At 71.4% G+C, this 26,429-nt stretch carries 29 protein-coding genes; 25 read left to right on the forward strand and 4 right to left on the reverse strand.

Annotated features, from left to right (window positions below; genetic code table 11):
* The 10 genes from H958_RS0102770 to H958_RS0102815 all read left to right on the forward strand — a co-directional run bounded on the left by H958_RS0102770 (position 1) and on the right by H958_RS0102815 (position 9,310).
* Positions 1-1,344 (forward strand): Dyp-type peroxidase, encoded by a 1,344-nt coding sequence (locus H958_RS0102770; RefSeq protein WP_028057536.1) that lies wholly within the window; start codon positions 1-3, stop codon positions 1,342-1,344.
* Positions 1,345-1,360: 16 nt separating this feature from the next.
* Positions 1,361-2,218 carry an enoyl-CoA hydratase/isomerase family protein gene (locus tag H958_RS0102775; RefSeq protein ID WP_051323728.1) on the forward strand — a complete coding sequence of 286 codons (858 nt, stop codon included), beginning with the start codon at positions 1,361-1,363 and terminating at the stop codon, positions 2,216-2,218.
* A gap of 21 nt (positions 2,219-2,239) precedes the next feature.
* Complete coding sequence (locus H958_RS0102780) at positions 2,240-3,319, forward strand: sulfite oxidase (protein ID WP_028057538.1); 1,080 nt, start codon at positions 2,240-2,242, stop codon at positions 3,317-3,319.
* A 122-nt stretch (positions 3,320-3,441) separates the two neighbouring features.
* A complete protein-coding gene (locus H958_RS34545; RefSeq protein WP_156027634.1) occupies positions 3,442-4,401 on the forward strand; it encodes a YihY/virulence factor BrkB family protein in 960 nt (319 codons plus the stop codon).
* Between the two features lie 97 nt (positions 4,402-4,498).
* Entirely contained in the window at positions 4,499-4,750 is a 252-nt protein-coding gene (locus H958_RS0102790) for a hypothetical protein (RefSeq protein WP_028057539.1), read from the forward strand.
* Complete coding sequence (locus H958_RS45825; RefSeq protein ID WP_156027636.1) at positions 4,750-4,914, forward strand: hypothetical protein; 165 nt, start codon at positions 4,750-4,752, stop codon at positions 4,912-4,914. The genes H958_RS0102790 and H958_RS45825 overlap by 1 nt, the downstream gene beginning before the upstream one ends.
* Positions 4,915-4,989: 75 nt before the next feature.
* Positions 4,990-6,279 carry a cation:proton antiporter gene (locus tag H958_RS34550; RefSeq protein WP_051323730.1) on the forward strand — a complete coding sequence of 430 codons (1,290 nt, stop codon included), beginning with the start codon at positions 4,990-4,992 and terminating at the stop codon, positions 6,277-6,279.
* A gap of 177 nt (positions 6,280-6,456) precedes the next feature.
* Positions 6,457-7,416 (forward strand): aldo/keto reductase, encoded by a 960-nt coding sequence (locus tag H958_RS34555; RefSeq protein WP_051323731.1) that lies wholly within the window; start codon positions 6,457-6,459, stop codon positions 7,414-7,416.
* Positions 7,416-8,372, forward strand: coding sequence for an ornithine cyclodeaminase family protein (locus H958_RS0102810; RefSeq protein ID WP_037408854.1), 957 nt, complete (start codon positions 7,416-7,418; stop codon positions 8,370-8,372). Before H958_RS34555 ends, H958_RS0102810 begins: the two co-directional genes overlap by 1 nt.
* Entirely contained in the window at positions 8,369-9,310 is a 942-nt protein-coding gene (locus H958_RS0102815; RefSeq protein ID WP_028057541.1) for a threonine ammonia-lyase, read from the forward strand. The genes H958_RS0102810 and H958_RS0102815 overlap by 4 nt, the downstream gene beginning before the upstream one ends.
* On the opposite strand, the gene H958_RS34560 is transcribed toward H958_RS0102815, so the two are convergent.
* The gene (locus H958_RS34560) at positions 9,307-10,488 is read right to left on the reverse strand and encodes a cysteine desulfurase-like protein (protein ID WP_037408856.1); all 1,182 of its coding nucleotides are present in this window, start codon (positions 10,486-10,488) and stop codon (positions 9,307-9,309) included. The genes H958_RS0102815 and H958_RS34560 overlap by 4 nt on opposite strands.
* 49 nt (positions 10,489-10,537) lie before the next feature.
* Here H958_RS34560 and H958_RS0102825 point away from each other — a divergent pair, with 49 nt between their 5' ends.
* From H958_RS0102825 to H958_RS0102875, 11 genes are all read left to right on the forward strand, one after another.
* Positions 10,538-10,987 carry an OsmC family peroxiredoxin gene (locus H958_RS0102825; RefSeq protein WP_028057542.1) on the forward strand — a complete coding sequence of 150 codons (450 nt, stop codon included), beginning with the start codon at positions 10,538-10,540 and terminating at the stop codon, positions 10,985-10,987.
* A complete protein-coding gene (locus H958_RS42655) occupies positions 10,987-11,733 on the forward strand; it encodes a cupin domain-containing protein (protein WP_051323732.1) in 747 nt (248 codons plus the stop codon). The genes H958_RS0102825 and H958_RS42655 overlap by 1 nt, the downstream gene beginning before the upstream one ends.
* 52 nt (positions 11,734-11,785) lie before the next feature.
* Complete coding sequence (locus H958_RS0102835; protein ID WP_028057543.1) at positions 11,786-12,955, forward strand: branched-chain amino acid ABC transporter substrate-binding protein; 1,170 nt, start codon at positions 11,786-11,788, stop codon at positions 12,953-12,955.
* Positions 12,956-13,014: 59 nt separating this feature from the next.
* A complete protein-coding gene (locus tag H958_RS0102840; protein ID WP_028057544.1) occupies positions 13,015-13,932 on the forward strand; it encodes a branched-chain amino acid ABC transporter permease in 918 nt (305 codons plus the stop codon).
* 4 nt (positions 13,933-13,936) lie between these two features.
* Positions 13,937-15,349 (forward strand): branched-chain amino acid ABC transporter permease, encoded by a 1,413-nt coding sequence (locus H958_RS34570; protein WP_156027638.1) that lies wholly within the window; start codon positions 13,937-13,939, stop codon positions 15,347-15,349.
* A complete protein-coding gene (locus H958_RS0102850; protein WP_028057545.1) occupies positions 15,349-16,143 on the forward strand; it encodes an ABC transporter ATP-binding protein in 795 nt (264 codons plus the stop codon). The genes H958_RS34570 and H958_RS0102850 overlap by 1 nt, the downstream gene beginning before the upstream one ends.
* 4 nt (positions 16,144-16,147) lie before the next feature.
* Positions 16,148-16,861: an ABC transporter ATP-binding protein gene (locus H958_RS0102855; RefSeq protein ID WP_037409131.1), complete on the forward strand. Its 714-nt coding sequence runs from the start codon at positions 16,148-16,150 to the stop codon at positions 16,859-16,861.
* A 334-nt stretch (positions 16,862-17,195) separates the two neighbouring features.
* On the forward strand, positions 17,196-17,513 hold the full coding sequence (locus H958_RS0102860; RefSeq protein ID WP_231379158.1) for a hypothetical protein: 318 nt from the start codon (positions 17,196-17,198) through the stop codon (positions 17,511-17,513).
* Entirely contained in the window at positions 17,506-17,913 is a 408-nt protein-coding gene (locus tag H958_RS0102865) for a PIN domain-containing protein (protein WP_028057548.1), read from the forward strand. Before H958_RS0102860 ends, H958_RS0102865 begins: the two co-directional genes overlap by 8 nt.
* Before the next feature lie 154 nt (positions 17,914-18,067).
* On the forward strand, positions 18,068-19,483 hold the full coding sequence (locus H958_RS0102870; protein WP_028057549.1) for a cation diffusion facilitator family transporter: 1,416 nt from the start codon (positions 18,068-18,070) through the stop codon (positions 19,481-19,483).
* A gap of 84 nt (positions 19,484-19,567) precedes the next feature.
* A complete protein-coding gene (locus tag H958_RS0102875) occupies positions 19,568-20,431 on the forward strand; it encodes a ZIP family metal transporter (protein WP_028057550.1) in 864 nt (287 codons plus the stop codon).
* Positions 20,432-20,437: 6 nt separating this feature from the next.
* On the opposite strand, the gene H958_RS0102880 is transcribed toward H958_RS0102875, so the two are convergent.
* Entirely contained in the window at positions 20,438-20,725 is a 288-nt protein-coding gene (locus tag H958_RS0102880; protein ID WP_028057551.1) for a hypothetical protein, read from the reverse strand.
* Between the two features lie 213 nt (positions 20,726-20,938).
* Between H958_RS0102880 and H958_RS34575 the strand changes: the two genes are divergently transcribed.
* Positions 20,939-21,979 (forward strand): S1C family serine protease, encoded by a 1,041-nt coding sequence (locus tag H958_RS34575; protein WP_051323734.1) that lies wholly within the window; start codon positions 20,939-20,941, stop codon positions 21,977-21,979.
* A gap of 401 nt (positions 21,980-22,380) precedes the next feature.
* Here the strand turns inward: H958_RS34575 and H958_RS45830 are convergent, their stop codons facing one another.
* Positions 22,381-22,701: a hypothetical protein gene (locus H958_RS45830; RefSeq protein WP_028057552.1), complete on the reverse strand. Its 321-nt coding sequence runs from the start codon at positions 22,699-22,701 to the stop codon at positions 22,381-22,383.
* A 259-nt stretch (positions 22,702-22,960) separates the two neighbouring features.
* A complete protein-coding gene (locus tag H958_RS0102900) occupies positions 22,961-23,629 on the reverse strand; it encodes a Clp protease N-terminal domain-containing protein (RefSeq protein ID WP_028057553.1) in 669 nt (222 codons plus the stop codon).
* Between the two features lie 384 nt (positions 23,630-24,013).
* On the opposite strand from H958_RS0102900, the gene H958_RS34580 reads away from it, so the two are divergent.
* From H958_RS34580 to H958_RS0102915, 3 genes are read left to right on the forward strand one after another with little or no spacing between them, the layout of a single operon-like run.
* Positions 24,014-25,210: an SRPBCC family protein gene (locus tag H958_RS34580; RefSeq protein WP_051323735.1), complete on the forward strand. Its 1,197-nt coding sequence runs from the start codon at positions 24,014-24,016 to the stop codon at positions 25,208-25,210.
* 2 nt (positions 25,211-25,212) lie between these two features.
* Positions 25,213-25,629 carry a gas vesicle protein GvpJ gene (gene gvpJ, locus H958_RS0102910; RefSeq protein ID WP_028057554.1) on the forward strand — a complete coding sequence of 139 codons (417 nt, stop codon included), beginning with the start codon at positions 25,213-25,215 and terminating at the stop codon, positions 25,627-25,629.
* A complete protein-coding gene (locus tag H958_RS0102915) occupies positions 25,626-26,429 on the forward strand; it encodes a GvpL/GvpF family gas vesicle protein (protein WP_028057555.1) in 804 nt (267 codons plus the stop codon). Before gvpJ ends, H958_RS0102915 begins: the two co-directional genes overlap by 4 nt.

A 26,429-nucleotide genomic window follows, 5' to 3' on the forward strand; every position in this document is an offset into this window, starting at 1 on the left:
GTGACCGCGACCGAAGGCGTCACCCTCGAGCTCGACGACATCCAGAGCGGAGCGCTGCACGAGCGTCCCTCGCCGTACGTCGGCACCTATCTGTTGCTGCGCATCGATGATCGTGCGGCCGGACGCGAGCTGGTGCGGCGACTGCATCGGTTCGTCGACGCCGGCAGGCCCGCGCCGGTTCCGGAGCAGGGCGCGTGGCTCACCGTGGCCTTCACCTACAACGGCCTGAAGGCACTCGGGGTCCCGCAGGTCTCGCTCGACAGCTTCGCCCCGGAGTTCCGGGAGGGGATGGCCGCTCGCGCGGCGGAGCTCGGGGACGTGGGCGAGAGCAGCCCGGAGCACTGGGAGAAGCCGCTCGGGACGGCCGACGTCCACGTCGCCCTGGCGTTTCTGTCCCCCGACGCGGCGCGGCTCGAGGCCGTGCTCGAGAAGGCGCGCCGCGCGTACCGCGAGCTCGCGGGCGTCGAGCCGATCTGGCGCCAGGACTGCTATCAGCTGCCGAGCGGGCGCACCTCCTTCGGCTTCAAGGACGGGATCGGCCAGCCGGCGGTCGAAGGGAGCGGGAGGCCTCCTTCGAACCCGCACGAGCGGCCGCTCAAGGCGGGCGAGATCATCCTCGGCTATCCGGACGAGACGGGCGAGCTGCCGCCGATGCCGAGCCCGGACGTGCTCGGCCGCAACGGCACCTACGTCGTCTTCCGCAAGCTGCACACGAAGGTGGCGGTCTACAGGCGCTACCTGCGGGAGAAGGCCGCGAGCCGCGAGGAGGAGGCCCGCCTCGGGGCGAAGATGGTCGGCCGCTGGCAGAGCGGCGCGCCGCTGGCGCTCGCTCCGGAGCGCGACGACGCCGAGCTCGGCGCCGATCCGCGGCGAAACAACGGCTTCGTCTACGCCGACGACCCGCGCGGCCTCAAGTGCCCCGTCGGCGCCCATGCGCGCCGCGCGAATCCGCGCGACGCATTCGACCGCGACGGCAGCGTGGACGTCCGCCTGCACCGCATGATCCGGCGCGGTACGAGCTACGGGCCGATGCTGCCCGACGGCGTGTTCGAAGACGACGGCGCCGACCGCGGCATCGTCTTCGTCTTCGCCGGCGCGCACCTCAAGCGCCAGTTCGAGTTCGTCAAGACCCAATGGCTCAACGACGGGATCTTCATCGGTGCGCCGCTGGAGAAGGACCCGCTCGTCGGCCCGAACGACGGCTCCGGCAGCTTCACCATCCCGGAGCGCCCGATCCGGCGCCGGCTGCAGAACCTGCCGCCGTTCGTCGTCACCCGCGGCGGCGAATACTGCTTCGCGCCTGGGCTGACGGCCATGCGCTGGCTCGCGGAGCTCGATTCGTGACTCGAGAAGGGACACCATGACGACACGCACCGATCGCTGGAAGGCACTCGACTTCGGTCCACCCACGGCGGACGGCGTGGAACCGGACTCCCCTGTGCTCGTCGACTATCTCGCCGGCGATCGCGTCGCGGTGATCACCCTCAACCGGCCGCACGCCGACAACGCCATCACCACCGAGATGGGTGCGCGCCTGACCGCGATCGTCGAGACGATCGCCGTCCGGCCCGCCGTCCGGGTCGTCGTCCTGACCGGAGCGGGGGAGCGAGCCTTCTCCGTCGGCAGCGACCTGCGCCAGCGCAAGAGCATGACCAAGGAGGACTGGCTGCGCCAGCGGCAGGACTTCGACCGCACGCTGTACACCGTGCGCCAGCTGCGCAAGCCGATGTTCGCCGCCGTCAACGGGATCGCCTACGGGGGCGGGTGCGAGCTCGCCCAGAGCACCGACTTCATCATCGCCTCGGAGAACGCCACGTTCGGCCAGCCCGAGGCGATGCTCGGCCTCGCGGCCGGCGGCGGCTCACCGGCATTGCTTCCGCGCCTGCTGCCGCGGGGCAAGGCCCTGCAGATGCTCATGACCGGCGACCCGATCACGGCGCAGGAGGCGCACCGGCTGGGCATGGTCAACGAGATCCACGCCAAGGGCGAGCTGATGGACGCGGCGATGCGGATCGCGGAGAAGATCGCGAGCAACTCACCCACAGCGGTGCAAGCGGTCAAGCGAGCCGTGCACCTCGGTGAGGGACAGCCGATCGAGCAGGCGATCGCGATCATGATGGATTCGCACTGGCGCTCGGCCGTCCATCCCGACCGCGTCGAGGGCATCGGCGCCTTCAATGAAGGCCGCGAGCCGACCTTCCAGGACTCCGACTACTGATGCGCCGACGAGGAGGCTGACATGGCCGTCACACACGATCTCGACGCGGCGCGCGCCGCGCTCCAGATGATCAATCCGGCTCCCTACAACGCCGAGGCCCCGCCCGAGGCCCTGGGCGGAGAGATCACCCCTACCGGGCAACACTACGTGCGCAGCAACTTCGCGCTGCCGGCACACGACGGCAAGCTCGAGGTCGGCGGCGCGGTCGAGCACCCGACCACGTTGACGCTCGACGACCTGCGCGCCATGCCGGCTCACGAGCGCGCGGTCACGCTCGAATGCGCGGGCAACGGGCGCCTCGAGATGCGGCCGCTGCCGACCGGCGAGCCCTGGGGCGACTACGCGGTCTCGACCGCCCGCTGGACCGGCGCCCTCCTGGCCGACGTGCTCACGCAGGCGCGGCCCGCGGCCGACGGAGTCGACGTCCGCTTCGAAGGCGCCGACCACGGCGCCTACCACCTCCAGCCGATCCTCCCCGAGACCGACAACGACGACCTCGCGTTCGTACGCGCCCTCCCGCTCGCCCACGCCGCCGATCCGGCGGCGGAGATCCTGATCGCCTACGAGATGAACGGCGAGCCGCTCACCGCCGACCACGGAGCCCCCTTCCGCATCATCGTGCCCCACTGGTACGCCGTCGCGTCCGTGAAGTGGCTGAAGCGGATCGACGTGCTGACCGAGCCCTACACCGGCGAGTTCCAGACCGGCCACTACATGTACGAGTGGCCCGACCGGCCGCCCGAGCCCGTCGACGTCATGCGCGTACGTGCGCGCATCACCGACCCGGCCGCCGGATCGACCATGAGCTCCGGCACGTGCACGGTGCGCGGCAAGGCCTGGTCCGGAACCGGCCCCGTGACACGGGTCGACGTCAGCCTCACCGGCGAAGGCGAGTGGCACGCGGCGCGACTCGACCCGCCGTCGGCTCCGTACCACTGGCAGGACTGGGCGTTCGACTGGGAGGCCAACGACGTCGGACGGCACACGCTCCGCGCCAGGGCCACCGACGCGGCCGGCAACGTCCAGCCCGAGGTCCCGCCGTGGAACCGGCTCGGCTATGGCAACAACGCCATCGAGGTGATCTACGTCGACGTCGTCTGACCTCCGTTCGCGCCTCCTAGCCGAGGCTCAGAGCAACGACGCGCCACGCGGGCGGAAGATGCCGGAGATTCACATCCTGATCGGACGATGCCTCCGGCGTCCCGCTCCGCGACGGTACGCCCGTGAGACATCGGATGCAGCGGCTGCTGGGCCGCCTCGATGGCTGGCAGCGGCGCCGCCGGCTGGTCGCGTTCCCGGTCGCCGTGGTGCGGAAGTTCGCGGACGACCGCGCCTCGCGGCACGCGGTGCGGATCGCCTATTACGCGTTCTTCTCGGTCTTCCCGCTGCTGCTGGCGTTCGTCTCGATCGTCGGCTTCGTCCTCCAGGACGATCCGGGCCGGCGCGACGACATCCTGAACTCGGCATACGCGGAGATGCCCGTGGTCGGGCCATTCGTGCGCAGCGACATCGGGACGATCGGCGGCAGTGGCGTCGCGCTCGCCGTCGGCGTCGGCGTCGCGCTGTGGGCCGGCCTCGGGATCACGCTGGCACTCGGCCAGGCGCTCGACGCGACCTGGAACGTCGCCCCGGTCGAGCAGCTCGGCTACGTCGCGCGGCGCGTGCGCGGGCTTGCCGTGCTGGCGACCGCCGGGCTCGCGATCGTCGCGAGCTCCGTGCTGAGCGGAGCGGTCACGAGCGGGCGCGTCGGCGGCGAAGCATGGACGGCCGCCGCCGGCCTCATGCTCTCGCTCGCCGTCGACACGGTCGCCGTGCTCGCCGGGTTCCGGCTGCTCGCGTCCGAGCGCCGCAGGGTCGCCGAGCTTCTGCCCGGCGTGGTCGTCGCGACGCTCGGCCTGCTGGTGCTCCAGACGCTCGGCGCCTGGTACGTGAACTCCGCGATCGCGCGCGCGAGCGACACCTACGGGCTGTTCGCGACGGTCATCGGCGTGCTCTCATGGCTGTCGCTCGCCGCCCAGCTCATCCTGATCGCGGCCGAGGTCAACGCCGTCGGCGCCCTGCGCCTGTGGCCGCGCTCGCTCACCGGCGACCCTACGGCCGCCGACATGCGCGCGCTCGAGCGCTACGCGGAGGCGGTGCGGCGCGACCCGCGGGCGCAGGTCGACGTCCACTGGGAGCACTAGTCATGCGATCGGGATGATGCGCGTTCCGCGGCAAGCGCCTTAGCTCCCTCGTAGGGGTCCCGGCGATGCCGACGGGATCGCCTAAGGAGGCGGAACGATGAGCACGACGGATCCCGGGCATGCGCCCCGGAGGGAGTACTCGAGCGCGACGGAGTCCTACTACGTCGAGGGCGACCGCGGCTACGGCTGGGTGAGCTTCGCAGGCGTGATGCTCTCGATGCTCGCGGTACTGAACTTCATTGACGGCGTCGCCGCGGTGTCGAACTCGAGCTTCTTCGCGTGCCTGTTCGCGCTCGACATCATCGTCATCTACGCGCTCGTCGTGCACGGTGCGCGCCGGCGGACGTGATGTCCGCGCCACGCTTCACGGCTCGCCCGACCTACGACGTCGACCCCGGCCGCGGGCGGATCCCGTTCGCCGCGATCATGCTCGGCCTGGCGGGCGTCCTCGACGTCGTCTACGGCCTCGCGGCGATCTCGGGCTGTCGTTGGCGATGTTCCTGGTCTACGTGAACGAGCTGCGAGGGCGCGGCGACGACGGCGCGCGGCTCGCCGAACCGGCAGCGGTGGGCTGACGGGAGACGCATCGTGGAATGGGCACTTGCCATCCTGGCGCTCGCGCTGCTCGCCGTCGCGACGATCTCACGGCGGCTGTCCGGCACGCCCGTCACGCCGGCGATGCTGTTCGTCGCGATCGGGTTGCTGGCCGGGCCCAAGGTGCTCGACGGGATCGACCTGCAGAGCTTCAGCGGAGCGGTGCGGTCGCTCGCTGAGGCGACGCTGGCGCTGGTCCTGTTCTCCGACGCCTCGCGGATCGATCTCGGCCAGCTGCGCCGCGAGGTCGGCCTCCCGTTGCGCCTGCTCGGCATCGGGCTGCCGCTGACGATCGCACTCGGCGCCGTCGCGGGGGCGGTGATCTTCGATCAGCTGAGCCTCGAGGAGGCGCTCATCCTGGCGGTGGTGCTGGCGCCGACCGACGCGGCGCTCGGGCAGGCGGTGGTGACCCAGCTGCGCATCCCGGCGCGAATCCGCCAGGGACTCAACGTCGAGAGCGGACTCAACGACGGCATCTGCGTCCCGCTGCTGTTCGCCGCCGTCGCGGTGGCCGACGTGCAATCGGAGATCTCCGAGGGCCGCAGCGCGGGAACGCTCCTGCTGGAGGAGATCGGCTACGGGGTCGTCGGCGGTGTGACCGGCGGACTGCTGGTCGCGGCCATCGTCATCTACGCCGGCCGCGCGGAGCTGATCGACGGCGCGTGGCGACAGGTGATCCCCGCGGCCGGCGCGGCGCTCGCCTACGGGACGGCGAGCGCGCTCGGCGGATCGGGCTTCATCGCCGCCTTCGTGGCCGGCATGACCTTCCGGCTCGCGCTGCGACGCGACCCGGGTCAGATCAACGAGCTCAGCGAGCAGGTCGGCAATGTGCTCAACGGCATCACGTTCGTGCTCTTCGGGGCGATCCTGCTCGGGCCCGCGCTCGGCGAGCTCACGTGGGCGCTCGCCCTCTACGCGGCCCTCAGCCTCACGCTCGTCCGGATGCTTCCGGTCGCGATCGCGATGCTCGGGAGCCGGGCGCGGTTGCCGACGCTCGGCTTCATGGGCTGGTTCGGTCCTCGCGGTCTGGCTTCGATCGTGTTCGCGGTGATCGTGGTCGAGGAGTCAAACCTCCCGCACGAGCACGTGATCGTGCTCGCCATCTACGTGACGGTGGGCCTCTCGGTCCTCGCCCACGGCCTCACCGCCGCCCCGCTCGCCGACCGCTACGCCGGCTGGTACGAGCAGCACCCGCGCGACAAGGCTCCGCCCATGGAGAGCGCCCCGACCGATGACACCCGAGTCCGCGGACCGGCGGCGCCGGCCGCCAAGGTGGCGGTATGAGCCGGGCGAGGCTGTCGTCGCGCCGCGGCGAGCGCTGCTGACGCATGCAGCGAACCGAGGCGTGTTGTGTTGGCCATCCGGTCACGGGTAAGGTCCGCTCTCCCGACGCCACCGGCCCGCCATGAAGCTCCTCAAGACCATCCGCCGCTACACGCCGAGGCTGCGCACGCTCGGGCTATGGCGCCCGTGCTGATCGAGACGCGCCCGCTCGGCCGCTCGGGCCTCGAGGTGCCACGGATCATGCTCGGCTGTGGCAACTTCGGCGGCGTCGGCTCGGCGCCGGAGTTCTTCGGCCAGGGCATCGACGAGCACGGCGCGTTTGCACTTATGGACGCGGCGTGGGAGCTGGGGATCCGGCACTTCGACACGGCCGACGCGTACGGCGGCGGGCGCAGCGAGGCCATGATCGGGCGCTGGTGCGCCTCGCGCGGCGTGCGACCGGCGATCACCACGAAGACGTTCAACCCGATGACCGCCGGCGCCGACCGCGGCCTCGCGCCCGAGCGGATCGAGCGCCAGCTCGCGGCGAGCCTGGACCGGCTCGGTACCGACCGCCTCGACCTCTACCTCGCTCACGAGTACGACCCGGACGTGGCGCTCGAGGACACGATCGGCGCATTCGAGGCGGCGCGCGCGGAGGGCTCGATCGGCGCCTACGGAGTGAGCAACTTCGACGCCGCGCAGCTCGCGCGCGCAGCCGCGGTCGGTGCGCCCGCGTGCGTCCAGAACGCGTACTCGCTGCTCGATCGCGGAGACGAGGACGGCGTGCTCGGCCTGTGTGCGCAGTGCGCCGTCGCCTACGCGGCGTACGGGCCGCTGGCCGGCGGCTGGCTGACCGGCAAGTACCGTCGCGGCCGTCCGTTCCCCGGCGGGTCCCGGATGAACCAGCGTCCCGAGCCCTACGCCCACTTCGTGCGCGACGGCGTCTTCGACGCGCTCGAGACGCTCGAGCGGATGGCGCGGGAGCGCGGCGTGTCGATGGCAGGCATGGCGCTCGCGTGGCTGCTCGGCGAGCCGCGCCTGGACGCGGTCGTCGTCGGGCCGACGCGGCCCGAGCACCTCGAGCCCGTCCGCGAAGCGCTCGGAGACCCGCTCGACGCCACGACACGTGATGAGCTGTCAAGGATCTTCGCCTGATGGCGCTGATCCTCGGCCATGCCGACATTGCGCGAGCGCTGCCGATGGAGGAATGCATCGAGGCGATGGCGGCCGTGCTGGGCGCACAGGCGCGCGGCGAGGTCCACCAGCCGCTGCGGTCGGTCAGCGTACCCCCGGCGTCGGAGGGGTTGATGGGGCTCATGCCCGCGCACCGCGGCGGCGCGCGGCCGCTGTTCTCGCTCAAGGCGGTCTGCATCTTCCCCGGCAACTCGGCCCGAGGCCTCGATGCCCACCAGGGCACCGTCACGCTCTTCGACGGCGAGACCGGCGCCCCGAGCGCGATCCTCGACGCGTCGGCGATCACCGAGATCCGCACCGCCGCGGTGTCGGCGCTGGCGACCCGGCTGCTGGCGCGCGAGGACGCGCGGACCCTGGCCATCCTCGGTGCCGGGGTCCAGGCCGCCGCCCACCTGCGCGCGCTGCCGCTCGTGCGCGACTTCGACCGCGTGCGCGTCTATTCCCCCACATGCGCGCACGCGGAGCGACTGGGCGTCGAGGTCGCCCCCAGCGCGCGGGACGCGGTGCGCGACGCCGACGTCGTGGTCACCGCCACCAACGCGCGCGAGCCGGTCCTCGAGCGCGCGTGGTTGGCCGAGGGCGCGCACGTCAACGCGGTCGGCGCCAGCGCGCCGACGTCGCGCGAGCTCGACACGGCGACGGTCGCCGCCGCGGCGCTGTTCTGCGACAGCCGCGAGTCGCTCGAGCACGAGGCGGGCGAGTATCGCCTTGCCGTGGAGGAGGGCCTTATCGACGGCGCGTCGCACGTGCGGGCCGAGCTCGGCGAGGTGGCCGCGGGGCTGCGGCCGGGCCGGACGAGCCCGCGGGAGATCACGCTGTTTCGCTCGCTCGGCCTGGCGATCGAGGACATGGCCGCGGCCGAGCACGCGGTCGACAATGCCCGAGCGCTCGGGCTCGGGACCGAGGTGGAGCTGTGATCGCAATCGAGGAGATCGAGGCCGCGCGCGCGCGGATCGCCGACGTGGCCGTGCGCACGCCGCTCGTGCGTCTCCAGGCCGACGCCGACGCCGAGATCTGGCTGAAGCTCGAGACGCTCCAGCCGATCGCGTCGTTCAAGATCCGCGGAGCAGCCAACGCGGTCCGCCGCGCGGGCGCCGAGCAGCTGCGCGCCGGGTTGGTGACCGCCAGTGCCGGCAACATGGGGCGCGGCGTGGCGTGGCTCGCTCGCGAGCTGGGGCTGCCGGCGACGATCGCCGTTCCCGATCACGCGCCGCGGACGAAGGTCGACGCGATCGAGCGGCTCGGCGGGAGGGTGCTGCGCGTGCCCTACGCGGACTGGTGGCGCGCGATCGAGACTTCGCGCCTCGACGGCGTCGAGGGTTTCTTCGTGCACCCCGTCTCGGACTCCGACGTGATGGCCGGCAATGGAACGATCGGCCTGGAGATCCTCGAGGACCTCCCCGAGCCCGACGCGGTGCTCGTGCCGTACGGCGGCGGCGGGCTGGTCACCGGGATCGCCAGCGCGCTGCGGGCGCGTAGCCCGCGCACGCGCATCTACGCCGTCGAGCCCGCGACCGCGGCGGCGCTCAACGGCGCGCTGGCCGCCGGCGAGCCGACCAAGGTTCCCTTCGAGCCCTCGTGGGTGGACGGGTCGGGCAGCCCCAGCGTCCTGCCGGACATGTTCGCGCGTGTGCGCGAGCTCGTCGACGGCGCCTTCACCGCATCGCTGGAGGAGACCGCCGCGGCCGTGCGGCTGCTGGCCGAGCGCACGCGCATCATCGCCGAGGGAGCGGGGGGCCTGGCGCTCGCCGCGGCGCTTGCGGGCAAGGCCGGGAACGGGCGTGTGGTGTGCGTCGTGTCCGGCGGGAACATCGACCTGTCGAAGCTCGCGCCGATCCTTCTCGACGAGCTCTAGGCGCTCGCGGCGATCTGCGTCAGCTCGCCGGCGAGGCGGTCGACCTCGTCGGCCGTGTTGTAGTGGATGAAGCCGATGCGAACCGAGCCGTCGGACCCGTAGCCGAAGCGCTCGTAGAGGTTCAGCGAGTACCACGAGTCGTGGGCCCAGACGCCCATGCCGCGGTCGGCGAGCCGGCCGGCAACCTGCGGCGCCGGCACCCCATCGAGGTTGACGAGGAACGTCGGCACCCGGCCTTCCATCGTCTGCAGGCCGTAGACGCGCGCGGCGTCGGGCAGCGCGGCGAGGAAGCGCTCGCCGAGCGCACGCTCGTGGGGAACGATCACCTCGAAGCCACCGATGTCGTCGAGGTAGTCGAACGTGGTGTTCAGGCCGGCGAGCAGCTCGTAGGGCATGGTCCCGGTCTCGAAGCGGCGGCCGAGCGGCGTCGTGGCCGCCGGGCGTGCCTTGTAGGGACGCCAGCGCTCGATGACCTCGGCCTTTCCGTAGGCGAGGCCCAGGTGCGGGCCGCAGAACTTGTACGGCGAGCAGAGCAGGACGTCGGCGTCGACGGCGCGGACGTCGATCGGCTCGTGCGCGGCGTAGTGGACCGCGTCGATCCATGCCAGCGCGCCGACCGAGTGCGCGAGCGCGCAGACCCGCCGCGCATCGGTGATCGTGCCGATCGCGTTCGATGCCCACGCGAACGCGACCACCCGGGTGCGGTCCGAGAGCTTGGCCCGCAGGTCGTCGAAGTCGAGCGTCGTGTCGTCGTTGAGCTCGACGTGGCGGACGACCAGGTCGCGGTCGTGAGCGAGCTCGAGCCACGGGGCGACACCGCCGTCGTGGTCCAGCGAGGAGACGAGGATCTCGTCGCCGGCCTGGAAGCCGCGGCCGGCCGTCCGCGACAGCGCGAAGTTCAGCGACGTCATGTTGGTGCCGAAGACGATCTCGTGCGGCTCGCAGCCGAGGAAGCGCGCGGAGCGCTGCTCGGCGCCGTCGAGGATCGCCCCGACGCGCCGGCTCGTCTCGTACGGCGCTCCGATGTTCGCGCTCGCCTCGCGCAAGCAGCGCGCCATCGCGTCGCCGACCTCGTCGGGGACCTGTGAGCCCCCAGGTGCGTCGAGAAACGTGAACTCGCCCTGCAGCGAGGAGAAGCGACGCCGTACCGCGCCGAGGTCGGGCACCACGCGTGTCATGCGACGGCAGATAATCACATCGGCACCACACCCACGAACTGGAGAGCAGATGAGCTTCGCAATCACGCGCACGGCCCAAGCGAGCTGGCGCGGAACGGTGGCGGAGGGCGGCGGACGGCTCGGGCTCGGGAGCGGCGCGTTCGAAGGCCCGTTCACGCTCAAGGCGCGCGTCGAGGACGGCCAGCCCAGCGCCAACCCCGAAGAGCTCATCGGGGCCGCGAACGCGGGGTGCTTCACGATGTCGCTCGCGGACCTGCTGACGAACGCCGGGCACCCTCCGGAGGAGCTGCGCACGACCGCCCGCGTGCGGCTCGAGCAGCGCCCCGAGGGCTTTCGGATCGCCCGCATCACGCTGAGCACCGAGGGTGAGGTTCCGGGCGTCGACGACGCCCAGTTCCAGGAGTTCGCCGAGCGCGCGAAGTCGACGTGCCCGGTCTCGCTCGCGCTGGCGGGGACCGAGATCGCGCTCGAGGCGCGGCTGCTCTACGGTACGCCGTAATGGGGGGCTGCGTCGTCGCCGAGGTGGACGCACCGGCGCATCAGGGCGATCGGCTGACGTCGCGCGCCACGCTCGGTCCGCACGTCGGCTGCACCCCACTCGAGCAGCAGGTGCTCGAGCTCGCGACGGGCGGCTCCACGGCGCGCAGCACCGGTGAGCGCGAGGAGGTCCTCTTCGTCCTGTCAGGTCGCGGCGACCTGCGCCTCGACGGCGCCGAGCATGCGCTCGAGCCCGAATCCGGCGCCTACCTCGCGCCCGGCGAGACCTACGAGCTGCGCAACCCCGGCCGCGAGCCGCTGCGGCTCGTCGCGGTGTCGATCCCCGACCCGGCGCCGCCCGGCGCCGCCACCGGCGAGCGGGCGGTCGTGCGCCGGCTCGCCGACCAGGACGCACAAGCGGCCACGACCCAGCGCGAGTTCAGGATCGTCGCCGATCCGGCCAGCGGGCTGCGCTCGGCGACACACTTCGTCGGCTACATCCCGACGACCCGCGCGCCGGACCACATGCACCACTACGACGAGGTGATCTACGTCCTCGACGGCGAGGGCGTGATGCGGATGAACGGCGAGGCGACGCCGCTGCGCGGCGGATCCTGCATCCACCTTCCCGCTCGCACGGTGCATTGCCTCGAGAACACCGGCCCGGACGTCATGAAGGTCGTGGGCGTGTTCCGTCCGGCGGGCTCGCCCGCCGCCGCGTACTACCCCGACGGCACGCCGGCGTACGCGGGCACACCGCCGGAGTGACTAACGGGCCGGGACGTGCCAGGATGCCCACGACCCTGAGGAGGGAGAGAAGATGAGGAAGGCTTGGCAGGTGGTCACGTGCCTGGCGCTGCCGGCGCTCGCGCTGAGCGTCGCGGCATGTGGTGGCAGCGACGACAACGGCTCGAGCGCCGGCGGTTCGGGATCCAAGCAGGCGAACGCGAACTGCACCGCGCAGATCGGCGTCGAGGCGCCGATCACCGGGCAGGTCGCTCAGCTCGGCGGCGAGCAGCTGCACTTCGCCCAGCTCGCGGTCGAGCAGGACAACGCGAAGAACAAGACGAAGATCTCGGTCGTCCAGGGCGACACGCAGCTGCAGCCCGCCCAGGCGACGACGGTCACCCGGCAGTTCGTGGCCAACGACAAGATCGTCGCGATCGTCGGGCCCGCCGGCAGCCAGGAGGTCAGCGCGATCGGCACACAGATCACGCGTGGCGGGCTGGCCACCGTCGCCGGCTCGGCGACGGCCACAGACCTGACGAAGAAGGGCTCGTTCCCGACGTTCTTCCGCGTCGTCCCGCGCGACGACGTGCAGGGTCCCCAGGACGCGAAGTACATCGTCGACAACATCAAGCCCAAGGCCGTGATGCTCGTGGACGACCAGACCTCGTACTCGACCGGGCTGGCGGACGCGATGACCCCGGTCCTCGAGCAGGCCGGGGTCAAGATCGACCGCGAGTCGGTCAGCCAGAAGCAGACCGACTTCTCGTCGCTCGTGAGCAAGGTCACCCCCGACACGGGCGTCGTGATCCTTCCCTGGCAGGTGGCGGCCAACGCGCAGCAGCTTGGCGAGAACCTCAAGGAGCAGAACAAGTCGGCGGTCATCTTCGGCACGGACGGCCTCTACTCGCCCGACCAGTTCAAAATCCCGGGCTCGTACGTGTCCTCGTTCGCGCCAGACATCACCGGCATCCGCGGCGACGAGGAGATCGTCAAGGTCGCCAAAGAGAAGTTCGGCTCGTTCGGGACGTTCGGCCCGGGGACCTACGCTGCGACGCACGTCGTCAACGAGGCGATCGCGGCCGTCTGCAAGGCGGGCGATACACCGTCGCGCAAGAACGTGCTCGAGCAGATCAAGAAGACCAACCTGCCCGAGTCGATCCTCGGTCAGCCAATCAAGTTCGACTCCAACGGCGACCTGATCGACGCGAAGTTCTTCCTGTTCAAGGTCGGCGACGACGGCAAGTACACGGTCGTCCCCTGATGCCTCTGCGGTTCACCGCCGGCGTGCGCGCCGGCGGTGAACCGCGCTCGGCGCTCCCCATGCACACGTTCTTCCAACAGGTCGTCAACGGCCTCACGACCGGCAGCCTCTACGCGCTCATCGCGCTCGGCTATACGATGGTCTACGGCGTCCTGAAGCTCCTGAACTTCGCCCACGGCGATCTCTACATGATCGGGGCGTTCATCGGCTACTTCGTCATCCAGGCGTTCGGCGGGTCCAGCGCGCTGGTGATCCCGGTGCCGCTCTTGCTGCTGGTGATGTTCGTCGCCGCCGGGGTCGGCGCCGGCGGGTTGGGTGTGGCGATCGAGCGCTTCGCGTATCGACCGCTGCGCCAGGCGCCGCGGATCGCGCCGCTGATCACCGCGCTCGGCGTCTCGTTCTTTCTCCAGAACGCGGTCCTGCTGCTGTTCGGATCCCAGACGCGGATCTACCACACATCGGATTTCATCTCGTTCGGGACCGGGATCGACCTCTGGTCGCTGCACATCGACATCGTGCGGATCATGGTCGTGGTGCTGAGCGTCGTGCTGATGGTGGCGCTGCGCCTGATCGTGACCAGGACGACGCTCGGCAAGTCGATGCGCGCCGTGGCGACCGACCACGAGGCCGCCGAGATGCTCGGCATCGACGTCAATCGCACGATCGCGATGACGTTCTTCCTCGGCTCAGCGCTGGCCGGTGTCGCCGGTGTCATGGCCGGGCTCGTGTTCAACCAGGTCTTCAACCTCATGGGCTTCGTGGCCGGCCTGAAGGCGTTCACCGCGGCCGTCGTCGGCGGGATCGGCAGCATCGCCGGCGCGGTGCTCGGCGGGATGCTCATCGGCCTCACCGAGGCCTTCGCCACCGGCTACATCTCGTCGACCTACACGAACCTCATCGTGTTCGGGGTCCTGATCGCGGTCATGCTCGTGCGGCCCCAGGGCCTGCTCGGGCGCGCGCCGCTGCAGAAGGTGTGATCCGGTGTCACCTGTAGGAGTCGACGAATGGGTGGCGCGCTCGGGGGAGCGGCGCGAGGCCGCGAAGGGCTGGCGGGGCGCGGCCGAGCGTGCCGGCGGGCGCGTGGGCTGGTGGCCTCGCCTGGCGATCGTCGGCGCGGTCGGCGCGCTGATCCCGCTGCTGGGCCTCAATGACTTCCAGCTGCAGGTCGGCGTCAACGCGCTGCTGCTGGCGATGCTCGCGCTCGGGCTCAACATCGCGGTCGGCTGGGCCGGCCTGCTCGACCTCGGCTACATCGCGTTCTACGGCTTCGGCGCGTACGCGTTCGCGTTGCTGTCCTCCAACCAGCTCGGGGAAAACGGCATCCACCTGCCGGCCGAGGTGTCGATCCCGATCGTCATGCTCGCGGCGGCGGCGCTGGGGCTGCTGCTCGGCCTGCCGTCCCGGCGGCTCATCGGCGACTATCTCGCGATCGTGACGCTGTTCTTCGGGGAGGTGTTCGTCGAGGTCGTCAACAACGTCGACTCAGAGCGCCTCGGCGGCCCCAACGGGATCCCCGCCGTCGACCCGATCAATCTGTTCGGCACGCAGATCCTCACGGTCAAGGGCTACTTCTACTTCGCGCTCGTGCTGATCGTGATCACGATTGCGGCGCTGCACCTGCTCGACAACTCGCGCACCGGCCGAGCGTGGAGGACCGTTCGCGAGGACCCGCTCGCGGCGAGCCTGATGACCGTTCCGGTCACTCGCGTCAAGCTGATGGCGTTCAGCTTCGGCGCGGTCGTCGCCGCGCTGGCGGGAACGATCTTCGCGGCACAGCAGGGCGGGGTCTTCCCCACCGACTTCGACACGCCCTTCCTCATCCTCATCTACGCCGCACTGATCCTCGGCGGCAGCGGGAGCATCGCCGGCGCCGTGCTCGGCGGATTGGTGCTGAGCGTCACGCTCGAGCTGCTGCGCAACCCGAACCAGGCGGCCTACGTGTTCTACGGGCTGATCCTCGCCACGCTGATCGCGCGCATGCGCCCGTGGCGCAAGCTCGTCGCAGTGCTCGCCGCGATCGTCGCCTTCGGGTTCGCCGCCCACGCGATCGTCGAAGCGATCTCGCCCACCGCGGTGGCCGGCTCGCCCCAGAGCGGCGGCTGGCTCGGCTCCGCGCTCGAGCATTGGGTGATCGTCCCGGAGAACGCGAAGACGTCGGGCAACATCGGCTTCGTCGTGCTCGTCTGCGCGCTCATCGCTCTGGTCCAGATCAAGGGCCGGTGGCGGACGATCCTGCTCGTCCCCACGGTCTATCTGGCTGCGTGCGTGTGGGAGGCGCGGCTGGCCGTCGAGCCGAGCGTCACGCGCCAGATCCTCGTCGGCGCGATCCTCATCGTGATGATGAACGCGCGCCCGCAGGGGCTGCTCGGCACGCGGCGCGTGGAGGTCGTCTGATGGCACGCCTGCTCGAGCTGCAGCGCGCGAGCCTCGCTTTCGGCGGCCTGCACGCCGTTCGCGACCTCGACCTCGACGTCCGCGAGGGCGAGATCGTCAGCCTCATCGGGCCCAACGGCGCGGGCAAGACGACGATCTTCAACCTCATCACCGGCGTCTACACGCCCACGGGAGGCGACATCCGCTTCGCCGACCAGAGCATCGCCGGGCTGCTGCCGCACAAGATCACGCGCTTGGGCGTCGCGCGCACGTTCCAATCCCTGCGGCTGTTTCTCAACATGACGGTCAAGGAGAACGTCAAGGCCGCGACGTACGGTGCGACGAAGGCGATGCCGTGGGAGTCGATCCTGCGCACGCCGCGCGCCCGGCGCGAGGAGCGCGAGGTCGACGCGCTCGCCGAGGACGTGCTGTCGTTTTTCGGCGAGCGCCTGATGGGCTACCGCTGGGACCAGCCCGCCTACGTGCTCTCCTACGCGAACCGGCGACGGCTGGAGATCGCCCGCGCGCTCGCCGCCCGGCCGCGGCTGCTGCTCCTCGACGAGCCGGCGGCGGGGATGAACCCCTCCGAGACGCATGAGATCACCGAGCTCATCGGGCGCCTGCGCGACGAGCGCGGCGTGACGATTCTCGTCATCGAGCACGACATGCACGTCGTCGAGGGGATCTCCGATCGCGTCATCGCGCTCGACCACGGCGAGAAGGTCACCGAGGGCACGTTCGACCACTGCGCCACGCATCCGGCCGTCGTCGAGTCCTATCTGGGTCGCGACCCCGATGCGCTGGCGGCGGAGTGACCCGATGACCGGTCCGCTGCTCGCTCTCGACCAGATCACGACCTACTACGGGCAGATGCGCATCCTGGAGGGGATCTCGCTCGAGGTCCACCCGGGCGAGCTCGTGTGCCTGCTCGGCGGCAACGCTTCGGGGAAGTCGACGACGCTCAAGACCGTGCTCGGGATCGTGCGGCCGCGCGCGGGCGCGGTGGTCGTCGACGGCGAAGACGTCACCGCGCGCAGCGTGCCCGAGCGGATCGCGCGCGGGCTGGCGATCGTCCCCGAGAACCGGCGGCTGTTCGGCGACATGACGGTCCGCGAGAACCTCGAGCTCGGCGCGACGCTGCGCCGCGGCGAGGACCTCACCGAGGACTTCGAGCGGGTCCACACCCTGTTCCCTCGCGTCTACGAGCGCCGGGACCAGCTCGCCGGGACGCTGTCGGGCGGCGAGCAGCAGATGGTCGCGATCGGCCGGGCGCTGATGTCGCGGCCGCGCCTGATGCTCATGGACGAGCCGTCGATGGGCCTCTCGCCCGCGCTCGTCCAGCAGAACTTCAGGATCATCAAGCAGGTCCACGAGGCCGGCGTGGCGATCCTCATGGTCGAGCAGAACGCGGCGATGGCGTTGTCGATCGCCGACCGCGGGTACGTGCTGGCGACGGGCGAGATCGTCTTGTCGGGCAGCGCGGAGTCGCTGTTGCGCAGCGACGATCTCAAGCGGGCGTACCTCGGGCGCTGACGAACGTCCCGTCCTCCGCTGGTGGAGGTGGGCAGGAGGGCAGCCTGCCGATCGGAGGCCGCCGCGCACCCCTCGCCACGCCCGCCCAGATCGGTCACACCGCCTCGGTGACGAGAACGATCGCGGGTGGCGATGCGGCGATCGCGAGACCTGATCCGCACGGTGGTGATTGCGCCGAACGTTCCGCGCGCCGGGGCTGAATACGCGACACGGCTCAAGAAGCGCGAGCACGCCTCCAGGCGCTCGTCGTCGGCCTCCTGGCCACGCGCAGGGGTGGAGCTCGGCGCCGAAGTCGCCGGGCTGTGGACCGGATCTGTCGTAGGAGTCCTTGGCCATGCTCTCCCTGATCGGGAGTGCCGCCGGTGTACCACAAGGGCGGTACACTTGGGTCATGGCGTCCACGCATCCACGCGTTCAGGTGACCGTCGACGCCGAGCTGGCGGCGGCGATGGACGCCGTTGATCCGCACCCGCAGAGCCGGTCGCGCCTGATCCGGGATCTCGCGATCCGTGGTGCGGAAGCGGAGCGGGATGAGCGGGAGCGGCGCGACCGGGCGATCGAGCACCTGCTGAGTATCTCCAGCGGCGAGACCGACTACGACTTCGACGCCGCGCGCACGATCCACGCCGAGCGCGAAGCCGGTCGTGGCTGAGCCGTTCGCGGCGATCCCGCTGGTCGTCGACACATCCGCCTGGGTCCGCCAGCGCGAGCCTGCGGTCCGCGAGCGCTGGGAGGCGACCGTGCGCGCGGGTCTGATCGCGTCCTGTCCAGTCGTCGCGCTCGAGCTGCTCGCTGCCGCGCGCGACGAGGAGGAGCATCGCGCGCTGTCGATTGCGCTGGATGCGCTGCCGCAAGCGCCGGTGACCACGAGCGTGTGCCGTTCCGCGCTTGCCGCCTCCCGCGATCTCAGAGGCAGCCGCCGACTTCCCGCGATCGACTATCTGATCGCGGCGGCGGCGGCCGAACGCGGGTTTGGGGTGCTGCACGAGGATCGCCACTTCGACACCCTCGCCGGCGTCCTGGGCTTCCCCACCGTGCGGCTCAGCGCCTGAGACACCGTCGAAACACCCCCCGAAGCCGCCGCCGAGCGGACCGCACACGTCATCGGGCGTCCAGAAGACAGCCGATGCCGAAGCTCGATCCCAGGAGGAGTCTCGCCCACCCTGCACCGGCCACGCGCGTTCGATCGCCATCCTGATCGGGACCGTGAACCTCAACCGCACGACGACGCCTCCCTCCGAGCCGAACGCCGCCGCCATACAGGCCCGGGGGCAATCGCGCACCGCGCTGGTCTCGATCGCCGCCGCGACGCTCCTGGTCGCGTTGAAGCTGGGCACCGGCATCGTCACCGGGAGCCTGGGCCTCGTCTCTGCCGGGATCGAGTCCTCGGGCGACGTCGTGGCGGCGATCCTGACGTTCCTCGCCGTCCGCCTCGGCGGCCGCCCCGCCGACGTCGCTCATCCCTACGGGCATCGGCGGGCGGAGAACCTCGGCGCGCTGGGCGAGGCCGCGATCCTCCTCGGCGGCGGCATCTTCATCGTCACCGAGGCCGTCGGGCAACTCGGTGACGGGGCCCATGCGCTCGAGGCGCGCTGGTACATCTTCGTCGTGATCGGCGTCGCGCTGCTGGTCGATCTGTCACGCATCGCCGTGTCTGTGAGCACCGCGCGCAGGTACAGGTCGGCTGCGCTGCGTTCCAACGCCTTCCATTTCGCGGGCGACATGGCGGGCTCGCTGGCGGTGCTGGGCGGGCTCGTCGCCGTGGCGGCCGGCTTCGCGCAGGGTGACGCGGTGGCGGCGCTGGTCGTGGCATGCATCATCTTCGCGGCCGCCGCCCGGCTGGTGTACGAGAACGCGCGCGTGCTCATGGACACCGCGCCCGCCGATGCGCACGCCCGCGCCCAAGCCGCCATCAACCGGCTCGGCGACGCGGTGGAGCTGCGCCGGCTTCGCGTGCGCGAGTCCGGCGGCCACTACTTCGCCGACGCCGTCGTCGGAGTGCCGGCGGGGCAGGCGGTCGTGGAAGGACACGGCACGGCGGACGCGGTCGAGGCCGCCGTCCGCGATGCGCTGCCCGACACCGACGTGGTGGTGCATCTCGAGCCGCGACAGGAGGGCCTGGATCTGCGCGACCGCGCGCTGGCCGTCGCCCTCGCCGAGCCGCTCGTCCGAGAGGCGCATGACATCACCATCTACGAGCACGGCGGCCAGACCAGCGTGTCCCTCCATCTCAAGATGGCGCCCGACGTCGGCGTCGGAGAGGCGCACGACGTCGCCGAGCGCGTAGAGGCGGCCCTGCGGGACGAAGGCGGCGTCGATGACGTCCAGACGCATCTCGAACCGCTCGAGCAGCCGGTGGCGGCGCGCCCGGACGACGACCACGCTCGTCCCAACGAGGCCCAGCGAGAACGCATCGGCGCGCTCGTTCGCGACCGCACGGGCCAGCCGCCGCGCGAGCTTCGCCTGCTGCACGCGGCGGGAGGGCTCGTGGTGTTCGTCTCGGTGGCCGTGCCCGCCGACATGACGCTGTCCGCGGCGCACGACCTGGCGAGCCGGCTGGAGGACGACATCCGCGACGGCCAGCCGCACATGCAGGACGTCGTCGTGCACACCGAGCCGTGACCGCGGCGCCCCACGGCCGCGGGCGAGCTCGGTGTGATACCAATTAGGCCGTCCTAATTCGGGCGACCTAATCCAGGAGCACGCATGTCCTTCGCCGAAACCGCGGGCCTCGGAGCGATCGCGGGATTCACGATCTTCCTCGGCCTGCCGATCGGGCGCGCCGAGGGCCTGAGCACCCGGGTCCGGGTCGGCCTGTCGATGCTGTCGGCCGGAATCCTCGCGTTCCTCTTCATGGACGTCGGCGCCGAAGGGCTCGGGATCGTCGAGTCGCATCTCGACGCCTTCAAGTCGCACGAGGCCACGCTCTGGCCGGTCGTGGGGCTGTTCGCGCTGCTGAGCGTCGGCTTCCTGGCCGGCGTCGGCGGCATCGCGAGCGTCCAGCGCCGCCTCGCCGGCCCTCGACGCGAACCGCCGCGGATCGCCGGCGGCGAGTCGGCGGCCGTCATGAGCCAGGCGGAGCTCGCCGAGCACCGGCGCGCGTTCGCCGACGTGGATGCCCGCGCGTTGCGCACGGCCATGGTGATCGCCGCCGCGATCGGCCTGCACAACTTCGCCGAGGGCCTGGCGATCGGCGTCTCGGCGCACGCCGGCGAGATCGGGCTCGCGACGGTGCTGATCATCGGCTTCGCGCTGCACAACTCGACCGAGGGCTTCGGCATCGTCGGCCCGCTGAGCGGCGTGCGTCCTTCGTGGCGCTGGCTCGCGCTCGCGGGCGTGGTGGCCGGCGGCCCGACGTTCCTGGGAGCGATGGTCGGCTACCAGGTGACCAGCGACGCGCTGGAGCTCTGCTTCTTCGCGCTCGCCGGCGGCGCGATCCTGTACGTGATCGGCGAGATCTGGTCCGGGGTGCGCCGCCAAGGCCACACCGAGCTCGGGCTCTACATGCTCGGGGTCGGCTTCCTCCTCGGCATCGCCACCGACCTCGTGGTCGCCTACGGCGGCGCGTGATCACGGCTAGGAGCCGTTGCTCGAGACGAGCTTGAAGAAGGTGCTGTCCTCGCCGCTCGCCTTCTGCTCCTGGTAGAGGAACGCGAGGCCGTTCGCGTCGAACTTCTCGAACCAGTCGTCCCAGGAGATGTGCTCGAGCGCGTCCTCGCCGGCGCCTCCGGGGAAGTCGATCCGGAGCACCCCGGCGTCGTCGCCCTCCTCGGTGCCGCGCACCGTGGCGGGCTTGCCGTCGTGCTCCTCCACCCAGCGGCGGATCTCGTCGTGGTCGGTCGTCGTGTTGGTCTTCGAAGCCATGACCGATCCTTTCGTCGACTACTCCGAGGGCCTACCCACCGTCTCCTCTCGATGCGCCGTCAGCTGCCTGACGGCCTGTATCGCGGCGTCAGCTCGCGGTCACCGACACCGCTTGCACGTCGGCGCGTCGCCCGCGCCGGGGTAGAGCCGCGCTGGGATGGAAGGCCGGTCGCGATGACTCGACTGGGGACGCCGGCGGGAGCAGGTCCCCGTGTGGGCCTGGCAGGTGTCCTGCTCGCGCTCGCGGTGAGCGGATGCGGTGGGGGCTCGAACCCGAGCCGGACCGCGACGCCCTCGCCCACGACCGCATCGTCCTCCGCCGAGCCCCCGGCCTCGGCGGGCCGCGCGACTGACATCCCGTCGCTGGTCAGGCGACTGTCGCCGTCGGTCGTCGACATGCAGGTGCAGACGGCGCAAGGCGGTGCTGAAGGCTCGGGTGTGGTGTGGGACGACAAGGGCGACATCGTGACCAACAACCACGTCATCGACGGCGCGACGCAGGTGCTGGTGCAGGCGACGAAGGGCGGCCGCCTGCCCGCGAAGGTCGTCGCGGCAGACCCTCGCACCGACCTCGCTGTCGTCAAGGTCGACGCGGACCTCCCGCCCGCGGGCTTCGCCGACGAGCTGCCCGAGGTCGGCTCGCTCGCGCTCGCTCTCGGAAGCCCGCTCGGGCTTGCGAACACCGCCACCGCGGGCATCGTGTCCGGGCTCGATCGCTCGCTGCCCACCGACCAGGACCAGGAATCGCTCGTCGGGCTGCTGCAGACCGACGCGGCCATCTCGCCCGGCAACTCCGGCGGCGCCCTCGTCGGGCCGAGCGGCACGGTGATCGGGATCAACGTCGCCTATCTGCCGCCGCAGGCGACCGGCGCCGTCTCGATCGGGTTCGCCATCCCCGCGCCGACGGTCCGCGACATCGTCACCCAGTTGATCGACAAGGGCCGTGTCGAGCATCCGTACCTCGGCGTCCGCCTGGCGCCCGGCGCGGCCGGGACGACGCCGCAGGTCGTGGTCGCGGCGGTCGAGAGCGGTGGGCCCGCGGACGACGCCGGCATCCGGCCCGGCGACGTCGTGACGAGGATCGGCGACCGCGACATCGCCGCCATCGAGGACGTCTACGACGCGCTGCGCGGACGCAAGCCGGGTGACACGGTCTCTGTGGTCGTCACCCGCGGCGGCGAGCGGAAGACGCTGAACGTCAAGCTCGGAGAGCGCCCGGAGCCTGCGGCCGGCGTTCTGCCCCGCGAAGGCTGAGGCGTGAGGGTGGCGATGGAGACTCGAACGCGGAGCGACACCGGTAGGGCCACCCCCCGGCGGGCGGGCGCAGCCCGCAGTTTGCGACGCGGGCTCGCGGCGTGTGGGACGCCTGCCAGCCGCCCGGCGACACCCGCCGTCGGGTGCGAGAGTTCGAGGTGTCGTGAATCCCTCCTTGATCCACCTCCTTCGCGCCGACGCATCTAAGGCCGACCGCACGTCGCGCCGTCGCTCCCGCAAGCCCCGCCGCTAGACAGAGAGCCCCTGCCATGACCTTCCGCGCCGCCACCACCGCACGCCACCGCCCCGCCTCGCACGCCTTCGTGGTCCCGGTCGTGCGCGAGCTCCCGGCGCAGACGCAGGGGGCGTCGGCCGGCTCGGCCTGGTAGCCGGGGTCGATCTCAGCCGGCGCAGGCGCGCACCGCGCCGGTCATCACGTCCGCGGCCGCGGCGTCGTCGAGCCCCTCGCGGTCGAGGCGCTGCCAGGTCCAGAAGTCGAGCGCGAGCGCGACGAGCGGATTCGCCTCCGGGCGGCCGAAGCCCGCGGAGAGGCCTGCGGCGAGCTCGGCGAGCATCGGATCCGTCGACCGCGCCATCCACGCGTCGAGCTCCGGAACCGTCGCGCGCTCGCCGCCCCGCTGCGCCGCCACAGCCGCGAGGACGAGTACTCCTACGTGCTCGAAGGGCGGATGGGCGCGCTGCTCGGCGACGCCGTCGTCCACGCCGAGCCGGCGACCTCGTCCACAAGCCGCGCAACCAGTGGCACACGTCCTGGAACGACGGGGACGAGCCCTGCCGGATCCTCGAGATCATCGCCCCCGGCGGGCTCGAGCGCTTCTTCGACGAGCTCGCCGTCGCGGGCGCCGCCGGACCGCCCGCGCCCGAGTGGCTTGCCGCGCTCGACGCTCGCTAGGGCCTCGAGTCCGACCTCGGGTCGATCCCCGCGCTGTGCGAGCGGTTCGGGCTCACCTTCGGCTGAGCTCAGGCCGGCTGGGACTCGAGCAGCGCCCCCAGCCCCCGGCGGATCGCGTCGACGTCGGCGCCGAGCGCGCGGAGGGTCCGGGCCGCGCCGCCGGTTTCGTCGATCAGCGTCCCGAGCAGCAGGTGCTCGACCTCGATCCGGCCGCGGCCGCGCCCGCGCGCCTCGCGCGCGGGCGCCGCGAGCAGCGCATGCATGTCCTCGGTCCCGGCATCGCGCTGGAACAGCGGCGTGCGCGGGGTCGCGGCCTCGACCTGGGTGCGGGCGCGCTCGAGCGTGATGCCCGCGCTGCGCAGCAGCGCCGCGGCCGGGAGGTCGGCGGCGCGCAGCACGGCCAGGACGATGTGCTCGCCGCGCGGCGGGTCGGCGCCGAGCGCCGCCGCCTCCTCGCGCGCGTAGCGGAGAACGCGCCGCGCCTCGGGTGTCGTGAGCAGCGGCAGCTCGGCCGCTGCGAGCTCGCGGAAGCGGCGGTGGGCGGCCTGGCGCGAGACGCCGAGTCCGCGGGCGATCCTGGCGAAGGTGGCCCCCTCGGCGAGCGCCCGCGCGACCTGCTGGCGCTCGAACGTGTCGAGCTCGCGGCGGAGCTCGGTCACCCTTCGCAGCGCCTCGAGCGGCGTCGACGCCGCGGCCGCCTCAGCCGCGAGCTGGGTGATCCGCTGACCGGCGGCCAAGCGATTCGCCTACCTGTCGGCTGGGAGCCCACATGGGACGTATCAGCACAAATTGACGGACGAGTCCTGCCAATACAAATTGACCTGGCGCTTCTCCGCTCGGTCAACGCATCTTGACGCGCGTGTCAACGTCTGTTTCTCCAGCCGAGGCTCTCATCTCGGTCAAGGCCCGTTGACGCCAAGCGGATATCGCGGATTCTGGCCGTTTTGCCGGTACGGCGAGCCCCGGCGCGCTCGGCTCAGCGGCGAGGGGCGCGTTTTTGCCACACCGCTGCTTCGGCAGCGGCAGGCTTGGGTAGCCGCCACGCCAGGGGAAGCTCGGCAAGGCGGTATCCCCCAGCGTCCGCCTCGCCCGAGAAGCGACTGCACCTGGAGGTGCGGAATATGGCTGAGATCACAAAGCAAGCCGCCCGCCGCGGCAAGAACGTGACCGAGCAGGCTGACGGCGCGCGCGGCGAGGAGGAAGCGCCCGATATGACCGAGGACTCCGAGTCCAACCGGACCATCACCAGCGAGCTCAGGGACACGTTCCGGGAGGCCGCGATCGAGGTCCTGAAGCCTGTGATGCGCAAGGCGACGACGTCTGCGGCCAAATACGCCGTCACTCAGGGCCCGGGCCTGGTGAAAGACAAGGTCGCGCCGCGAGTCCAGGAGGCGGGGGGCGCCGCCGCCCTCGCCAAGGGCGTGGCCTCGAAGGGCGGCGGCGTTGCCGAGATGGTCGGCGGCGTCGCATCGGGGCTCGGCGGCAAGTTCGGCGGGAAGAAGAAGGAAGGCGAGTCGCCGAGCGGCACCGGCCGCGGCCGGCGGCTGCCGGTCGAGGAGTTCATCGACATCGGCGCCGACCTCGAGACGGTCTACGACCAGTTCACGCAGTTCGAAGAGTGGCCGAAGTTCATGCACCGCGTCGAGCGGATCGAGCAGCGCGACGACACCACGCTGATGTGGCACGAGAACATCTGGAGCGTCCGGCGCTCCTGGGAGGCGGAGATCACCGATCAGGAGCCGTGCGTGCGCATCGCCTGGCGCAGCAAGGGCGGCCCGCAGACGGTCGGCGTCGTCTCGTTCCACCGGCTCAGCGAGCACCTGACCAGGATCTGCATGACCGTCGACTTCCAGCCGAAGGGCCTGTTCGAGAAGACCGCGTCGGGCATGCGGATCTCGCGCCGCGCGATCAAGTCCGACCTGATGCGCTTCAAGGCGTTCATCGAGCTGCGCGACGAGGCCACGGGCGAGTGGCGAGGGCGCATCGAGGAGGGCGAGCTCGTCGAGGAGGAGGAAGGCCGCGAGGACGAGGAGCCTCGCGCCGCTGAGGACGAGGAGATGGAGGAGGACGAGGAGCCTGTCGCCTCCGAGGACGAGGAGGAAGAGGAGGAGCCCGTCGCCTCCGAGGACGAGGACGAATACGAGGAAGACGAAGAAGAGGAGGAGGAAGAGGAAGAGGAAGAGCCGGCGGCGAGCGGTAAGCGCGGCCGTTTCGCCCGCGACGAGGAAGAGGCCGAAGAGGAGGAGCCGGAGGAGGAGGCGCCGAAGCCTCGCCGGCGCCGCCGTTCCACCGCCCCGCCGAGCCGCGGAGCCTCGTAGACATGGCCGTCTCGGCATCGCAGAACCGGTACGTCGGCGGGCCCTCGCCCAGCGGGCTCGCCGACGTCCTCGACCTGATCCTCGACAAGGGCCTGGTCATCGACCTCTACCTGCGGGTCTCGCTCGTCGGGATCGAGCTGCTGACCGTGGACGCCCGGATCGTCGTGGCGAGCGTGGACACGTACCTGCGCTTCGCCGAGGCGGTCGGGAGGCTGAACATCGACGAGGACGGCAAGCAGGGCCTCCCCGAGCTCGTCGAGGGCATGACGAGCGGCGCCGCCAAGAGCAAGACGAGCGGCGCCATCGACTCCGCCAAGGAGAAGTTCGAGGAGGTCTTCTCCGACGACGACGATGACGAGAAAGAGCGCGCGCCCGTGCGCCGGCCGCGCCGCAGCAAGCGCCGGGAGGACGGCGAATGACCCGCAGCGGCGGATCGCCGGCCGCCGGACTGCCCGCCACGGACGGCGGGACGTCCTCCGTCTATGTGTACGCCGTCGTCCGGGCGCCGTTCGACGGCGTCTCGGGCGACGGCGTGGGCGCGCGGCCAGGGCCGGTGCGCAAGATCGAAGCCTCCGGCTTCGTCGCCGTGGTCAGCGACGTGCCGGAGAGCTGGCGCGCCGCCGGCCGGGCGGACGTGGAGGCCCACGACCGCGTCCTTGCCGGGCTGCTCGAGCGCTGGACCGTGGTCCCGATGCGCTTCGGCATCGTGATGGCGACCGACGACGAGGTGCGCGAGCGCCTGCTCGAGCGCCATGCGGAGGATCTGGAGGCGCTGTTCGAGCGGCTCGACGGCCGCCAGCAGATGACCGTCAAGGCGTACTACGTCAACGAAGGTCTCTTGCGTGAGGTGCTGAGGCGCAATCCGGAGCTCAAGCGGCGCTCGGATGCGCTCGAGCGCGAGCCGCCCGCCGCGTCGCATCAGCAGCGCATCGACCTCGGCCGCGAGGTGGCCGCGGCGGTCGAGGAACAGCGCGCGCTCGACGAGCGCGTGCTGGTGGAGCCGCTCGGCGAGGCCGCGGAGGCCATCCGGGTCGAGCCGCCCGTGAGCGAGAAGCAGGCCGTCACCGTCCAGCTCCTGGTCGACGCGCAGCGCCGGTCGCGGCTCGACGCGGCGGTCCAGCGCCTGTCCGCCGAGCACGCCGACCGGCTCGCGTTCCGGTACGTCGGCCCGCTGCCGCCGTACTCGTTCTGCGACCTGATCCTCGACGAGGAGCGGTGA

The sequence above is a fragment of the Candidatus Solirubrobacter pratensis genome (genome assembly GCF_000425945.1).
Taxonomy (GTDB): domain Bacteria; phylum Actinomycetota; class Thermoleophilia; order Solirubrobacterales; family Solirubrobacteraceae; genus Solirubrobacter; species Solirubrobacter pratensis.